Source organism: Streptomyces hokutonensis, from assembly GCF_000376565.1.
GTDB lineage: Bacteria > Actinomycetota > Actinomycetes > Streptomycetales > Streptomycetaceae > Streptomyces > Streptomyces hokutonensis.
Genome location: NZ_BARG01000027.1, coordinates 134,661 through 148,636 on the forward strand (window position 1 = coordinate 134,661; position 13,976 = coordinate 148,636).

Consider the following 13,976-nt stretch of genomic DNA (forward strand, 5'->3'; position numbering starts at 1 on the left):
CGCGTGCGTCTGCTCCTGATGTCCGACACCCATCTCCCCAAGCGCGCCAAGGAACTGCCCGCGCAGCTCCTCGCCGAACTCCCGCGCGCCGACGTCGTGTTCCACGCCGGCGACTGGGTCGACACCGCCACCCTCGACCTGCTGGAGAGCCGCAGCCGACGGCTCGTCGGCGTGTACGGCAACAACGACGGCCCCGAGCTGCGCGCCCGGCTCCCCGAGGTGGCGTACGCCGAACTCGGCGGCCTGCGCTTCGGCGCCGTCCACGAGACGGGCCCGGCCCAGGGCCGTGAGGCGCGCTGCGCGGCCCGCTTCCCGGACCTGGACGTGCTGGTCTTCGGACACAGCCACATCCCCTGGGACACCACGGCTCCCACCGGTCTACGGCTCCTCAACCCGGGCTCCCCGACCGACCGCCGACGTCAGCCGCACTGCACCTACCTCACGGCGACGGTCATGGACGGCACGCTGACCGACCTCGTACTGCACCGGCTGCCGCCCAGGTGACCACCGTTCACCCGGACCGCGCCCGGTGGATCGCCCCCGCCACCCCGGTCAACGGCATCCCCGTCCCGCTCCACCGCAGCGCGACGATCTCGGCGGCGACGGACACGGCCACCTCCTCCGGGGTGCGGGCGCCGAGGTCCAGGCCGATCGGTGAGCGCAGCCGGGCCAACTCGCCCTTGTCGAGGTCGGATTCGAGCAGCCGCTTCATACGGTCGTCGTGCGTACGGCGGCTGCCCATCGCCCCGATGTACGCGGCCGGCCGGCGCAGCGCCTCCTCCAGCAGCGGTACGTCGAACTTCGGGTCGTGGGTCAGGACGCAGATCACCGTCCGCTCGTCGGTGTCCGTGCCGGCCAGATACCGGTGCGGCCAGTCCACGACCACCTCGACGCCCGCCGGGAAGCGCTTCGGCGTCGCGAACACCGGGCGGGCGTCGCACACGGTGACCCGGTAGCCGAGGAAGTCACCGATCCGGGCGACCGCCGCCGCGTAGTCGATGGCGCCGAAGACCAGCATCCGGGGCGGCGGTGCGAAGGAGCGCAGGAAGACGGTGACGGAGTCCTCGCGTCGCTCGCCGCGCGGCCCGTAGTGCCGCAACCCCGTTGCCCCGAGGGCGAGTTCACCCCGCGCGTCGGCGGTGACCGCCACGTCGAGACCGGTCGTGCCGAGGGTGCCGCCCACCGAGTCCGGCCAGACGGCGAGGGTGGCTCCGAGTGGCGCGGGTCCGTCGGTCACGGTCGCCACGGTCACCGGTTCGCGGGCGGCGACCGACCGGGCCACCGCCCCGAACGCGGGATCGGCCTCCGGCGTGACGGGCCGTACCAGCACGGTGATCTCGCCGCCGCAGGTCAGCCCGACCGCGAAGGCGTCCTCGTCGCTGTACCCGAAGGTCTCGAGGCGCGCCTCGCCGCTCGCCACCACCTCCCGCGCCAGCTCGAAGACCGCCCCCTCCACACAGCCCCCGGACACACTGCCCACGACCTCGTCGCCGGGGCCCACGGCCATGGCCGCACCGGGGTCGCGCGGCGCGCTGCGGCTCACCGCGACGACGGTGGCCAGGCCGAACGGATCCCCTGCCGCGTACCAGCGGCCGAGCTCCGGGAGGATCTCCCGCACGCCGTGCTCCTCTCACCGCCACAGTTTCTGTACGGACGTTAATCCGTTGCCGCCGCCCCCGCCGCTCTGCTGCACTGATCGGCAGCAGTCACCGACGACCGAGGAGCACCGAGATGCGCACACCGTTCATGTCCACCCAGGAAGGAAGGCTCTCCTCAGCAAAGGACATGACACCAGGTGCACTTGCTCAACCTCGGCATCCTCGCGCACGTAGACGCAGGTAGGACCAGTCTGACCGAACGGCTGCTGCACTGGGCCGGTGTGATCGACGAGATCGGCAGCGTCGACGACGGCAGCACCCGCACCGACACGCTCGCACTGGAGCGGCAGCGCGGTATCACCATCAAGTCGGCCGTCGTCTCGTTCCCGGTCGACGACGTGACCGTCAACCTCATCGACACCCCGGGCCACCCGGACTTCATCGCCGAGGTGGAGCGGGTGCTGGGCGTACTGGACGGCGCCGTCCTGGTCGTCTCGGCGGTCGAGGGCGTCCAGCCGCAGACCCGCGTCCTGATGCGCACGCTCCAGCGACTGCGCATCCCGACGCTCCTCTTCGTCAACAAGATCGACCGCCGCGGGGCACGCCACGACGACCTGCTGAGGGAGATCTCCGAGCGGCTCAGGGCAGCGGTCGTACCGATGGGCTCGGTCGAGGACATCGGCACCCCGGCGGCCGGTTTCCGGCCGGGCCTCGCCCCGGGCGCGGCGGCCGTCCTCGCCGACCACGACGACGAACTGCTCGCCGCCTACGTCGAGAACACCGTGTCGTACGACCTCCTGCGCACGGCCCTCGCCACCCAGACCCACCAGGCCTTCGTGCACCCCGTCTACTTCGGCTCCGCCATCACCGGCGCAGGCGTGGACGCGCTGATCACCGGCATCAAGGAACTGCTCCCCGCCGCCGAGGGCGACCCCCAGGGCCCGCTCTCCGGCACGGTGTTCAAGGTCGAGCGCGGTCCGGCGGGGGAGAAGGTCGCCTACGCGCGGATGTTCTCCGGCACCCTCCGCACCCGCGACCGGATCACCTTCGGCGACGCCGGCGAGGAGGGCAAGGTCACCGCGATCAGCGTCTTCGACCACGGCACGGACATCGGCGCCGACTCCGTCCCGGCGGGCCGGATCGGCCGGCTGCGGGGCCTCGGCGAGATCAGGATCGGCGACGCGATCGGAGTCCCGAGGAAGGCGTACGAGCACTTCTTCGCGCCGCCGACCCTCGAAACCGTCGTCGTCCCGGGCCCGGGCGCCGATCGGCGCGCCCTGCACCTCGCCCTCACTCAACTCGCCGAACAGGACCCGCTGATCGGCCTGCGCCACGACGAGGTGCGCCAGGAGACCGCGGTCTCCCTCTACGGCGAGGTCCAGAAGGAGGTCATCCAGGCCACGCTGGCCGACGAGTTCGGGGTACATGTCACCTTCCGCGAGACGACTCCGCTGTGCATCGAGCGGCCGGTCGGCACGGGCGGGGCAGTCGAGTTCAACAAGAAGGACGAGAACCCGTTCCTCGCCACGGTCGGCCTGCGCATCGACCCGGCGCCGGTCGGCTCGGGTGTGCGGTTCGCGCTCGAAGTGGAGCTGGGCGCGATGCCGTACGCCTTCTTCAAGGCCGTCGAGGACACCGTGCGCGAGACGCTCGGGCAGGGGCTGCACGGCTGGCGGGTCACCGACTGCGTGGTCACCATGACGCACTCCGGCTACTCGCCCCGGCAGAGCCACGCCCACCAGGGCTTCGACAAGAGCATGTCGAGCACCGGCGCCGACTTCCGCGGACTGACCCCGCTGGTCTTCGTCGAGGCGCTGCGGCGGGCGGGGAGCCAGGTGTACGAGCCGATGCACCGGTTCCGCGTCGAGGCGCCTGCCGACACTCTCGGCGCGCTGCTGCCGGTCCTCGCGGCGTTGCGAGCCGTACCTGGGACCACCGAGACGCGGGGTGCGCTCTGTGTGCTGGAGGGGGTGGTGCCGGTAGCCCAAGTGCACGGTCTTGAGCGGCAGTTGCCGGGGCTGACGCGAGGGGAGGGCGAGTGGGAGAGCGCTTTCGACCACTACGCGCCGGTCACGCACGGCACCGTTCCGGAGCGGGCGCGCACCGACCAGAACCCGCTGAACCGGAAGGAGTATCTGCTGAATGTGACGCGTCGTGTGGCCTGAAAAGTGTCAACAGGGCTTAGAGAGCGCATACTTACTCATGAGTCAGAAGTGTTGACAGTGTCCGGAAATCACCGGACTGTAGTGGACATGACGAATATCCGGGCGCGTTTGATCGTTGTCCTGGTTGTCCTCTGCGGATTCCTGTCGGTGCTGGGTGCCGGGCCCGCCACCGCCGCCACCCCAACCGACTCCCTCTGGTTCGACGGCTCTGCGTTGACTGTCCAGAACGGCAGCTTCGTCGACGGCTACGGCCGCCAGGTCGTGCTGCGCGGCTACAACGTCTCCGGCGAGACCAAACTGGCGGAGAACAGCGGTCTCCCCTTCGCGTCGGTCGCCGACGCGAAGAAGTCCGCGACCGCGCTGCGCGCCCTCGGCGGCGGCAACTCGGTCCGCTTCCTGCTCTCCTGGGCCTACGCCGAACCCGTCCGGGGCCAGGTCGACACCACGTACCTGGCCGCCGCCACCGCCCAGATGCAGGCGTTCCTCGACGCCGGCATCCGCGTCTACCCCGACTTCCACCAGGACCTCTACTCCAAGTACCTGTTCAACAGCGGCAGTTGGTACACCGGCGACGGCGCGCCCAAGTGGGCCGTCGCGCTGGGGAGTTACCCCCAGGAGTCCTGCGGGATCTGCCTCTTCTGGGGCCAGAACATCACCCAGAACTCGGCCGTCACCAAGGCCCAGTACGACTTCTGGCACAACAACTACGGCCTCCAGGACTCCTTCCTCGCCACCGCCCAGTCGACCATGACGTACATCCAACAGCACCTGACCACCGAGGAGTTCGCGGGTGTAGTCGGCTTCGACCCGTACAACGAGCCCTTCGCGGGGACCTACGACTCGGGTCAGGCCAGCCGGACTTGGGAGCAGAACCTGCTCTGGCCCTTCTACGTGAAGTTCCGCGCGCGGATGGACGCGGCCGGCTGGAGCGCCAAGCCCGCCCTCGTCGAACCGAACCTCTTCTGGAACTCCAACATCTCCAGCCAGGTGCAGGAGGGCGGACTCCTCGACGCGGGCACGCTCGGCTCGCGCTATGTCTTCAACACCCACTTCTACGACCAGAAGGCGATCTCCGGCATTCTGATGTGGGGGAACGCGGCCGACGGCCAGTACTCGACCGACTTCGGCACGGTCCGTGACCGCGCCTCGGCGGCCGGCACAGCCGCCATCGTCAGCGAGTTCGGGCATCCGCTGTCCGGCACGGTCGCGGGCAAGGCGCCGACCGTCCTCAAGGCGATGTACCAGGCCCTCGACTCCCGTCTGCCGGGCTCCACTTGGTGGTCGAACCCGGCGGGCTCCGGCCCGGTCCTGTCCGGTACGCAGTGGCAGTGGGACATCTACAACGGCCGTCACCACGAGCTGATGAACGACAACCCCGACAAAGTGCTCACCACCGGCGACGCCTGGAACGACGAGGACCTCTCCGCCGTCAACATGACCGACTCCGGCACGGTGACGCTCCGTCAGGACGCCCGGCTGCTCGACCGGATCTACCCGAGCGCGACCGCAGGCACCACGGTCGCCTTCACCTACGAGGACCGCTCCCGCGACGGCTCCACGACCCTGACCTGGAACCCGGTCCCCAGCACCCTCCCGAACGTGTCCTCGCTGGTCGGCTCCGGCCAGTACGGCCTGCTGATGTGGCGCTCCAACAGCTCCACCGCACCGACCGAACTCCACCTCCCGGCGTCCTTCCCGGCGGCGTCCACCACCGTGGTCTCCGACCTGGGAGCCGTCTCGGGCGTCCCGGCGTACACGTCGTCGACCCCGATCGGCTTCGCCAACGAACCGGGCGGCACCGGCAGCCACCGCCTCCTGCTCTCGGCCTCCGGCTCGGGAACCCTGCACTACGCCCTGATCACCAACGGCGCGTCGAGCCCCTCCTCGACGCTGCTGAGCGCGGCCAAGTCCGAACTGGCCGCCTGGGCGGCAGCGCACAGCTGACCAACGCAACGGCACCGGTCCCCTCGGGAACCGGTGCCGTTGACGGTCGCTCAACTCGCCGACGGGCTCGTCCAGTCGGCCTGCACATGACCCAGCCGTACGCGCTGCGGATGGTCGCCCACCGGAACGGAGAGCACCTTCTGGCCGGTGGCGAAGTCGATGGCCGTCACCTGGTCGGCGCCGGCCTCCGAGATGACGCAGTCCTTGCCGTCACCGCTCACGGTCGCCCAGTACGGCGTCGACGCGGTGACGAGCGGACCCTCCTGGAGGGTGGCCCGGTCCACGACCGTCGCGTAGTTGTCCATCGTCCCGGCGACGCACAGCTTGGTGCCCTCGGGGTTCATCGAGATGCCGTGATGACGCGAGTCGAGCAGCCAGGTGGTGCGGTCCGTGCTGGTCGCGGGGTTCGCCGGGAGCGTCTTCACACGGGTGATCTTGTCGGTGGCGACGTCGTACTCCAGGAAGCCGTTGAAGAACGACACCTGGAAGTACAGCTTGGACCAGTCCGGCGTGAAGGCGGCCGGGCGGACCGCGTCCGAGAAGTTCGTGAGGCCGATCGCGTCCAGCCGGTCCCGCATGTCGATGATCTTGACCTGCTTGAACGTGGTGGCGTCGACGACGGTGATGTGCCGGTCGCCCTTGGTCCAGTCCCAGACCGGGTCGTCGAGGGAGGTGGTGACCTCGCCGATCGCCATGTTCCAGATGTACTTGCCGCCGTTGGTGAAGAAGTTCTCGTGCGGCTTGTCGCCGGTGGCGAACTCGCCCAGTTCCGCACCGGTGTTGATGTCCAGCACCTGCACCTTGTTCGCGGTCGAGGCCGAGACCGCGACGCGGGTGCCGTCGGGGGAGACCGCCATGTGGTCGGCGCGGTAACCGGCCACCGGGAAACGCCAGTTGATGGTGTCGGTGGCCAGGTTGATCGACACGACGTCGGCGAAGCTGGGGCGGGAGACGACGAGGGACTTGCCGTCCGGCGTGGAGTACATGTCGTCCACGTACTGGTCGTGTCCCTGGCCGACCTCGTTGTGGATGGACGTGTAGTAGATCCACTTGATCGGATCGGCGTTGATCTCCGCCAGCCGTGCCGCCTTGTCGGGGACGATGTTGATCTCCCCGATCTTCGCGAAGTCGCCGGTGGACTTGATGACGTCCGCAGTGCCGTCCCAGTTGTTGCCGACGAACAGCACCTCGCGCAGGGCGGCGGAGGAGTCGGCTGTGGCGGCCGTCGCCGGAGCGGCTACGGTCAGGACGAGGGCGGCGGCCATGGAGCAAAGGTGCCTGGGTCTGAAGGCAGGCATGACTGCTCTCTTCTGTGAGGTGAGAGGGTGCCGGAGGATGTGGAGAAATCTGAACACGCGCGAATTCAGAATGAACTTACTGAAAAGTAAGGACGGGCCCTCTTCTCCGCAAGACTCCCGACACGACAAGATTGGCCGATGGTCGACAAGATAGAGGTGTGACAGTGGCGGGCAGGCTCAAGGCGCCGACCGGTCGTTACGGCGGCAAGTCCGCCGAGCAGCGGCAGGCCGAGCGACGCGGACGCTTCCTGGACGCCGCGCTCCAGCTCTTCGGCGACACCCCCGGCTACCGCGGCACGACCGTCGCGGCGCTGAGCGAGGCCGCGGGGCTGTCCACCCGGCAGTTCTACGAGGAGTTCCGCAGCCTGGAGGACGTGCTGGCCGCGCTCCACCTCCAGGTCAACGACTGGGCCGAGAAGGCCGTACTGGCCGCGCTCGACGCCGCCGACGGCCTGCCGCTCGTCGAGCGGGCGACCGCGATCTTCCACGCCTACGCCGCGAACGTCACCGGCGACCCGCGCCGCATCCGCATCACCTTCGTCGAGATCATCGGCGTCAGTCCACGCCTGGAGGAACAGCGGCTGGCCCGCCGCGCCCGCTGGATTAACCTCATCCGCGGCGAGGCGAGGGCCGCGGCCGAGCGGGGAGAGGCGGCGCGGCGCGACTACCGCATCGCCGCGACGGCGTTCATCGGCAGCGTCAACGGCCTTCTCCACGACTGGAGTTCGGGCTGGGTGGACGCCACGCTGGACGAGATCGTCGACGAACTCGTCCGACAGCTCGTGGGCATCATGCAGCCACCGGGCTGGAACGGCGAGGCCTAGGGCGACTCGTCGGTCGCGTACTCGTCCAGGCGGCGGGCCAGCGCGCGGACGAGGTCGCGCAGGGCGGCGGGCCGTTCGACGACGAACGGGCGGTCGAGGGCGGCGAGGACGGGCGGGATCCACTCCAGCCGCTCGGCCCGGATCCGGACCTGGACCCAGCCGGTGCCCTCGTCGGACGTGGTCACGGTGGCGATCGAGGCCGGGAGATGCCCCCGAATGTGCTGCTCACTGCCCCGGATCCGCAGTGACACGTCGTGCGTCCACGGCGTGCGCGCGAGGCTGTCCAGCACGGTGGCCGCCGGGTCGAAGTCCGCCGGCACGTCGAAGGAGCCGGAGCGCACGCGCAGCGCGGTGACGCGGTCCAGGCGGAAGGTGCGGACCTCGCCGTCGGCCGGGTCGGCGCCGGTCAGATACCAGCGTCCGGCATGCGCGACCAGCCCGTACGGCAGGACCGTACGGTCGCTCTCGCGGCCCTTGCGGTCGGTGTAGCCGATCGCCACCGGCCGCCGATGGAGCGCGGCCTCGGCGAGTTCGAGCAGTACCTCGGTCTCCGGGGCGGTGGCGGCACGCGGTCGCGCGGTGAAGTCGGCGGTGTCGAGCAGGGCGTCGAGCCGTCGGCGCAGAGCGGCGGGCAGGACCCGCAGCAGTTTCGCCGTGGCGCTCTCGCCCGCCGCAGCCGACGCGGTGACGAGCCCCGCCCTCCGGCCGGCCAGCAGACCGAGCACCACGGCGAGCGCCTCCTCGTCCGTGAGCATCAGCGGCGGCATCCGATAGCCGGGAGCGAGCCGGTAGCCGCCGTAGCGACCGCGCACCGAGTCGACCGGCACGCCCAGCTCCAGCAGATGGCCGACGTAGCGGCGGACCGTGCGTTCGTCGACGCCGAGCCGCGCGGCCAGGTCGGGGACGGTGCGCAGGCCGCCGCCCTGGAGGATCTCCAGCAGGGCCAGTACGCGCGCGGTCGATGTGGTCACTCGGAAAGTCTGCCTCGGATACCGGGCGGAAGCTGTCCGGTATCGGTCCTAGCGTGAGGGACGCCGCTTCGTCCGGCACCCCACTCGACCTCCGACAGGAAGCCGCCATGAACTTCGTCTCGATCCGTGTCATCACCGACGACGTCGCCCGTCTCGTCGGGTTCTACGAACAGGTCACCGGCGTGACGGCCACCTGGTCGACCCCCGACTTCGCCGAACTCGTCACCCCCGCCTGCACGTTGGCGGTCGCGAGCACCCGCACCGTGGCGCTCTTCGGCACCGGCTCCGCACAACCCGCCGCCAACCGCTCGGTGATCACCGAGTTCCGCGTGCCGGACGTCGACGCCGAGTTCGACCGCCTGGCACCCCTCGACTGCGAGATCGTCCAGAAGCCGACGACGATGCCCTGGGGCAACCGCTCCCTCCTCTTCCGCGACCCCGACGGCAACCTGATCAACTTCTTCACACCGGTCACCCCCGAGGCCGTGGCACGACAGCAGCGCTAGGGCCTGTCCGGCGGATCGGGTCGCAGGAGATCCGCGGTACCTGCTCGGCGCCGGTGAGGGGGAACGTCGGCGACCGACGGCAATGCCGCCGGGGTCCCCCACGCCTTCAAGGCAGTGGGGGAGGGCGTGCCCACTCCCCGCGTCCGCGGCATGATCCGCCGGACAGGCCCTAGGCCAGCGTGTCGAGGGCGGCGAGCACGGGAGCCGTACCGTCCTCGGCGCGTACCCGGGCGCCGAGGGCCCGCGCCCGCTCGGCGTGGGCGGGGTCGCGGGTGGCCCGTACGAGTGCGGCGGACAGGGTGGCGGCGGTGAGCCCGCGCAGCGGTACGGCGCGGGGTGCCACGCCCAGGGCGACCAGGCGGGCGGCCCAGAAGCCCTCGTCGAACTGGATCGGCACCGGCACGGCCGGCACCCCGGCGCGCAGCCCGGCCGCGGTCGTGCCCGCGCCGCAGTGATGGACCACGGCCGCCATCCGCGGGAACAGCGCCGAATGCGGCACCTCGCCGATGCTCAGGACATCGTCACCGGCCGCTTCGAGGCCGCCCCAGCCCCGCTGGATCACCCCGCGCAGCCCGGCCCGCCGCAGCGCGCGCACGATCTCGGCACTCAGCCGCTCGGGATCGGGCACGGTGGCACTGCCGAGCCCCACGAAGACCGGAGCCGGCCCGGAGTCGAGAAAGTCCCTTAGTTCGGGCGGGAGTTGGGTGTCTGTGTCGTACGGCCACCAGTAGCCGGCCACCGTGAGCCCGGGCCGCCAGTCGGTCGGCCGGGGCACGATCAACGGGCTGAAGCCGTGCTGGACGGGCCAGTTGTGCGCCTCCCGGGACCGGAGCGCGGTGCCGGGACGGGTGCGGGCCAGGCCCAGGCGGGAGCGCACCTCCGGTACGGCGGTGGCGAAGACGTGCTCCACCGCCCGGTTCACTCCGTGCCCGGCGACCCGGTTGCCGACCGTGCCCCAGGAGCCGCCGCCGAGCACCGGTGGCGCGAACTCCCTTGTGGGCGCAAGGGGTTGGAGGTACACGCCCATGCTCGGCAACGACAGTCCCTCGGCGATGGCATGCCCCAGCGGTCCCAACGAGCTGGACAGCAGCAGCACATCGCTCGCTCGCGCGGCCGTCAGCAGATCGTCGGTCATCCGTCCGACCAGCGCCCGCGCCATCGCGACCACCCGCAGCAACTTGCCGCCGCCCGAGGCGCTGCGATGCAGTCCGCGCCCCCGTGAGGACTCCAACTCGGCCCGGGGATCGACCGGAAGAGGATGGAAACCGACACCCGAACCGGCCACCAGGGGCGCGAAGCCACCGTGGGTGACGAGGGTGACCTCGTGCCCCGCCCGTACCAGGGCATGCCCGAGTCCGGTGTAGGGGGCCACGTCGCCCCGGGATCCCGCCGTCATGATCGCTACGCGCACGCCGGTCAGTATCGCGCCCGGTGGCCGACGAGTGGGGGATTCCCGCGACGAGTGTGGGATCTCCGCGGGGATTCCAACTGCCCCTCGTGTCACAGCCGTTGACTTCACCCTCCGGTGGCTCTACTTTCAGCGCGCCGTTTCGTTCGGTTGCCCGATCCTTGTTCGAGATATCGGCAAAGGAGCCGCATGTTCCGCACCCCCGTCCTGCGCGTCCTCGCGACGGCCGCAGCCGCAGTCACCCTGCTTCTCTTCACCAGACCCGCGCCCGCGGACCCACTCCACACGGCCCCGGTCGCCTCGACGACCCGTCAGATCGCCGTGCCCACCGCCCCGATGGGCTGGGCCTCCTGGAACAGCTTCGCGGCGAAGATCGACTACAGCGTCATCAAGGCGCAGGTCGACGCGTTCGTCGCCTCGGGCCTCCCGGCGGCCGGATACAACTACATCAACATCGACGAGGGCTGGTGGCAGGGCACCCGCGACAGCGCGGGCAACATCACCGTCGACACCAGCGAGTGGCCCGGCGGGATGAGCGCCATCGCCGACTACATCCACAGCAAGGGCCTCAAGGCCGGCATCTACACGGACGCCGGCGCGAACGGCTGCGGCTACTACTACCCGACGGGCCGCCCCGCCGCCGCCAACACCGGCAGCGAAGGGCACTACGCCCAGGACATGCTCCAGTTCTCCCAGTGGGGCTTCGACTTCGTGAAGGTCGACTGGTGCGGCGGCGACGCCGAGGGCCTCGACGCTGCCACCGCGTACAAGTCGATCAGCACGGCCGTCGCCACGGCCGCGGCCACCACCGGCCGCCCGCTGACCCTCTCCATCTGCAACTGGGGCTACCAGAACACCTGGAACTGGGCCACGGGCCTCGCCCCCATGTGGCGGACCAGTACGGACATCTACTACTACGGCGGCACGGCGTCGCAGTCGGCGGTGCTGTCCAACTTCGACCAGACCCTGCACCCGGCCTCCCAGCACACCGGTTATTACAACGACCCCGACATGCTCACCGTCGGCATGACCGGCCTCACGGCGGCCCAGAACCGCACCCACATGGCCCTCTGGGCGATCTCCGGCGCCCCGCTGCTCGCCGGCAACGACCTCACCACGATGACCAGTGAGACCGCCGCGATCCTCAAGAACTCCGACGTCGTCGCCGTCGACCAGGACGCGCGCGGACTCCAGGGCGTCAAGGTCGCCGAGGACACCACCGGCCTCCAGGTCTACGGCAGGGTCCTCTCCGGCACCGGCAACCGCGCGGTCGTGCTGCTCAACCGCACCTCGTCCGCCGCGAACATCACCGTCCGCTGGTCCGACCTCGGCCTGACCAGCGCCTCCGCCACGGTCCGCGACCTCTGGGCGCAGTCGAACCTCGGCTCGTACGCCACGAGTTACACCGCCAGTGTCCCGGCGGGCGGCTCGGTGATGCTGAAGGTGAGCGGCGGCACCGAGGCGGCCAGCACGAACTACACGGCCACCTCCACCGGCAAGTACACCGGCGTGAGCGCGGCGAGCACCGGCCTGGACGTCGTCGACATCCCCTACACCAACACCGGCTCCACCGCCGTCACCGGCACCCTCCAGGTCAACAGCCAGACCGCGACGACGGTCTCCTTCCCGCCGACCGGCTCCAGCCAGGGCACCGTCTCGGTCCAGGTCGACCTGTCGAAGGGCTCAGCCAACTCCCTCACCTTCACCGGCAGTTCACTGCCGACCCTGGGGGCGATCAACGTCCAGCCCATCCCCGGCACGAACGGGAACCTGGTCGTCGGCACCGGGTCCGGCCGCTGCGCCGACATCTACAACAACACCATCACCAACGGCACTCAGGCCGAGATCTGGGACTGCAACGGCGGCCAGAACCAGGCCTGGACGTACACCTCCCGCAAGGAACTCGTGGTGTACGGCAACAAGTGCCTGGACGCCTACAACAGCGGCACCACCAACGGCACGAAGGTCGTCATCTGGGACTGCAACGGCCAGAACAACCAGAAGTGGACCGCCAACTCCGACGGCACCCTCACCAACGTCAACGCGGGCCTGTGCCTGGACGCGTCCGGCGCCGCCACCGCCAACGGGACGCTGCTGATCCTGTGGACCTGCGGCACGGCGAGCAACCAGAAGTGGACGCTGACGTAGCCGTAGCGCGTTGTCCCGCCGGTTGTCAGGGCCGGCGGGACGTGTGTGCCTAGGCGAGCGCGACGGCGACCAGACCCGTCGCCGCGAGCAGCGCACATCCCAACAGGCAGGCGGCGAACAGGCGTTGGCGCAGGCGCCGGTACGTCTCCTCGTACTCGTCCCGCAACTGCCTGCCCCGCTCGGCCGTGCGCTCCCAGGACGCGCGGGAGAGTTCGAGATACTCCGCCTCGAAGTGCCGTTCCACGTCGGCCCGTTGGCCGTCGGTGAGCCAGTCGAGCCGGGCGGTGAAACGGGCGGCGGCGGCGCGCCCCTCCGTGCGGGCGGCCGCAATCAGCAGATGTCCTTCGATCTCGTTGAGGAACGTCCTCGGGTCCAGGGGGAGTTCGTCCATGGTGGTCACCGTGACGTCAACTCCCGTTCCAGGGCCGGGACATCGGGGTGATGGAGATCGAACGCCGGGGATTCGCTGCGGATGCGGGGGAGGGTGAGGAAGTTGTGCCGCGGCGGCGGGCAGGACGTCGCCCACTCCAGTGAACGGCCGTAGCCCCAAGGGTCGTCGACCTCGACCTTCTTGCCGTACTGCGCGGTCTTCCAGACGTTGTAGAGGAACGGCAGGACCGACAGCCCGAGGACGAACGAGAAGATCGTCGACACCGTGTTGAGGGTCGTCAGGCCCTCCACCGCGAGGTAGTCGGGAATCCGGCGCTGCATCCCGTTCACGCCCAGCCAGTGCTGGACCAGGAAGGTGCCGTGGAAGCCGATGAACAGCGTCCAGAAGGTGATCTTGCCGAGGCGCTCGTCGAGCATCTTGCCGGTCATCTTCGGCCACCAGAAGTGGAAGCCGGAGAACATCGCGAAGACCACGGTGCCGAAGACGACGTAGTGGAAGTGCGCGACCACGAAGTACGAGTCCGAGACGTGGAAGTCCATCGGCGGCGAGGCCAGGATGACACCGGTCAGACCACCGAAGGTGAAGGTGATCAGGAAGCCCGTCGCCCAGAGCATCGGGGTCTCGAAACTCAAGGACCCCTTCCACATCGTTCCGATCCAGTTGAAGAACTTCACGCCGGTTGGCACGGCGATGAGGAACGTCATGAAGGAGAAGAACGGGAGG

General features: G+C 69.9%; 12 protein-coding genes. 6 read left to right on the plus strand and 6 right to left on the minus strand.

Annotated elements, in window-relative coordinates:
* Positions 1 to 3: 3 nt before the first annotated feature.
* Entirely contained in the window at positions 4 to 504 is a 501-nt protein-coding gene (locus SSP08S_RS15785; RefSeq protein WP_019068590.1) for a metallophosphoesterase family protein, read from the plus strand.
* A gap of 7 nt (positions 505 to 511) precedes the next feature.
* Here SSP08S_RS15785 and SSP08S_RS15790 read toward each other — a convergent pair whose 3' ends face one another.
* The gene (locus tag SSP08S_RS15790; protein ID WP_019068591.1) at positions 512 to 1,618 is read right to left on the minus strand and encodes an XdhC family protein; all 1,107 of its coding nucleotides are present in this window, start codon (positions 1,616 to 1,618) and stop codon (positions 512 to 514) included.
* A gap of 177 nt (positions 1,619 to 1,795) precedes the next feature.
* Between SSP08S_RS15790 and SSP08S_RS15795 the strand changes: the two genes are divergently transcribed.
* Complete coding sequence (locus SSP08S_RS15795; RefSeq protein ID WP_019068592.1) at positions 1,796 to 3,763, plus strand: elongation factor G; 1,968 nt, start codon at positions 1,796 to 1,798, stop codon at positions 3,761 to 3,763.
* A gap of 87 nt (positions 3,764 to 3,850) precedes the next feature.
* Positions 3,851 to 5,707, plus strand: coding sequence for a cellulase family glycosylhydrolase (locus SSP08S_RS15800; protein ID WP_043259480.1), 1,857 nt, complete (start codon positions 3,851 to 3,853; stop codon positions 5,705 to 5,707).
* Between the two features lie 50 nt (positions 5,708 to 5,757).
* On the opposite strand, the gene SSP08S_RS15805 is transcribed toward SSP08S_RS15800, so the two are convergent.
* Positions 5,758 to 7,005, minus strand: coding sequence for a YncE family protein (locus tag SSP08S_RS15805; protein ID WP_026178525.1), 1,248 nt, complete (start codon positions 7,003 to 7,005; stop codon positions 5,758 to 5,760).
* Positions 7,006 to 7,169: 164 nt separating this feature from the next.
* Here SSP08S_RS15805 and SSP08S_RS15810 point away from each other — a divergent pair, with 164 nt between their 5' ends.
* Positions 7,170 to 7,829, plus strand: coding sequence for a TetR/AcrR family transcriptional regulator (locus SSP08S_RS15810; protein ID WP_019068595.1), 660 nt, complete (start codon positions 7,170 to 7,172; stop codon positions 7,827 to 7,829).
* On the opposite strand, the gene SSP08S_RS15815 is transcribed toward SSP08S_RS15810, so the two are convergent.
* Entirely contained in the window at positions 7,826 to 8,800 is a 975-nt protein-coding gene (locus tag SSP08S_RS15815; RefSeq protein ID WP_019068596.1) for a helix-turn-helix transcriptional regulator, read from the minus strand. The genes SSP08S_RS15810 and SSP08S_RS15815 overlap by 4 nt on opposite strands.
* 107 nt (positions 8,801 to 8,907) lie before the next feature.
* Here SSP08S_RS15815 and SSP08S_RS15820 point away from each other — a divergent pair, with 107 nt between their 5' ends.
* A complete protein-coding gene (locus tag SSP08S_RS15820; protein WP_019068597.1) occupies positions 8,908 to 9,306 on the plus strand; it encodes a VOC family protein in 399 nt (132 codons plus the stop codon).
* Between the two features lie 169 nt (positions 9,307 to 9,475).
* Here the strand turns inward: SSP08S_RS15820 and SSP08S_RS15825 are convergent, their stop codons facing one another.
* Positions 9,476 to 10,702: a glycosyltransferase gene (locus SSP08S_RS15825; protein ID WP_019068598.1), complete on the minus strand. Its 1,227-nt coding sequence runs from the start codon at positions 10,700 to 10,702 to the stop codon at positions 9,476 to 9,478.
* A 201-nt stretch (positions 10,703 to 10,903) separates the two neighbouring features.
* Here SSP08S_RS15825 and SSP08S_RS15830 point away from each other — a divergent pair, with 201 nt between their 5' ends.
* Positions 10,904 to 12,862, plus strand: a complete 1,959-nt coding sequence (locus SSP08S_RS15830; protein ID WP_019068599.1) for an RICIN domain-containing protein — start codon at positions 10,904 to 10,906, stop codon at positions 12,860 to 12,862.
* Between the two features lie 49 nt (positions 12,863 to 12,911).
* Here the strand turns inward: SSP08S_RS15830 and SSP08S_RS15835 are convergent, their stop codons facing one another.
* Together SSP08S_RS15835 and SSP08S_RS55360 are read right to left on the minus strand one after the other, a co-directional pair.
* Positions 12,912 to 13,253 carry a hypothetical protein gene (locus tag SSP08S_RS15835; RefSeq protein ID WP_026178526.1) on the minus strand — a complete coding sequence of 114 codons (342 nt, stop codon included), beginning with the start codon at positions 13,251 to 13,253 and terminating at the stop codon, positions 12,912 to 12,914.
* A gap of 5 nt (positions 13,254 to 13,258) precedes the next feature.
* On the minus strand, positions 13,259 to 13,976 hold a 718-nt coding region (locus SSP08S_RS55360; protein WP_019068601.1), incomplete at its 5' end, for a cytochrome c oxidase subunit I.

Bases quoted from the DNA above. Each gene is read 5' to 3' on its own strand.
- SSP08S_RS15835 (WP_026178526.1), bottom strand. From the start codon at position 13,253: ATGGACGAACTCCCCCTGGACCCGAGGACGTTCCTCAACGAGATCGAA.
- SSP08S_RS15830 (WP_019068599.1), top strand. From the start codon at position 10,904: ATGTTCCGCACCCCCGTCCTGCGCGTCCTCGCGACGGCCGCAGCCGCA.
- SSP08S_RS15800 (WP_043259480.1), top strand. From the start codon at position 3,851: ATGACGAATATCCGGGCGCGTTTGATCGTTGTCCTGGTTGTCCTCTGC.
- SSP08S_RS15825 (WP_019068598.1), bottom strand. From the start codon at position 10,702: ATGACGGCGGGATCCCGGGGCGACGTGGCCCCCTACACCGGACTCGGG.
- SSP08S_RS15805 (WP_026178525.1), bottom strand. From the start codon at position 7,005: ATGCCTGCCTTCAGACCCAGGCACCTTTGCTCCATGGCCGCCGCCCTC.
- SSP08S_RS15820 (WP_019068597.1), top strand. From the start codon at position 8,908: ATGAACTTCGTCTCGATCCGTGTCATCACCGACGACGTCGCCCGTCTC.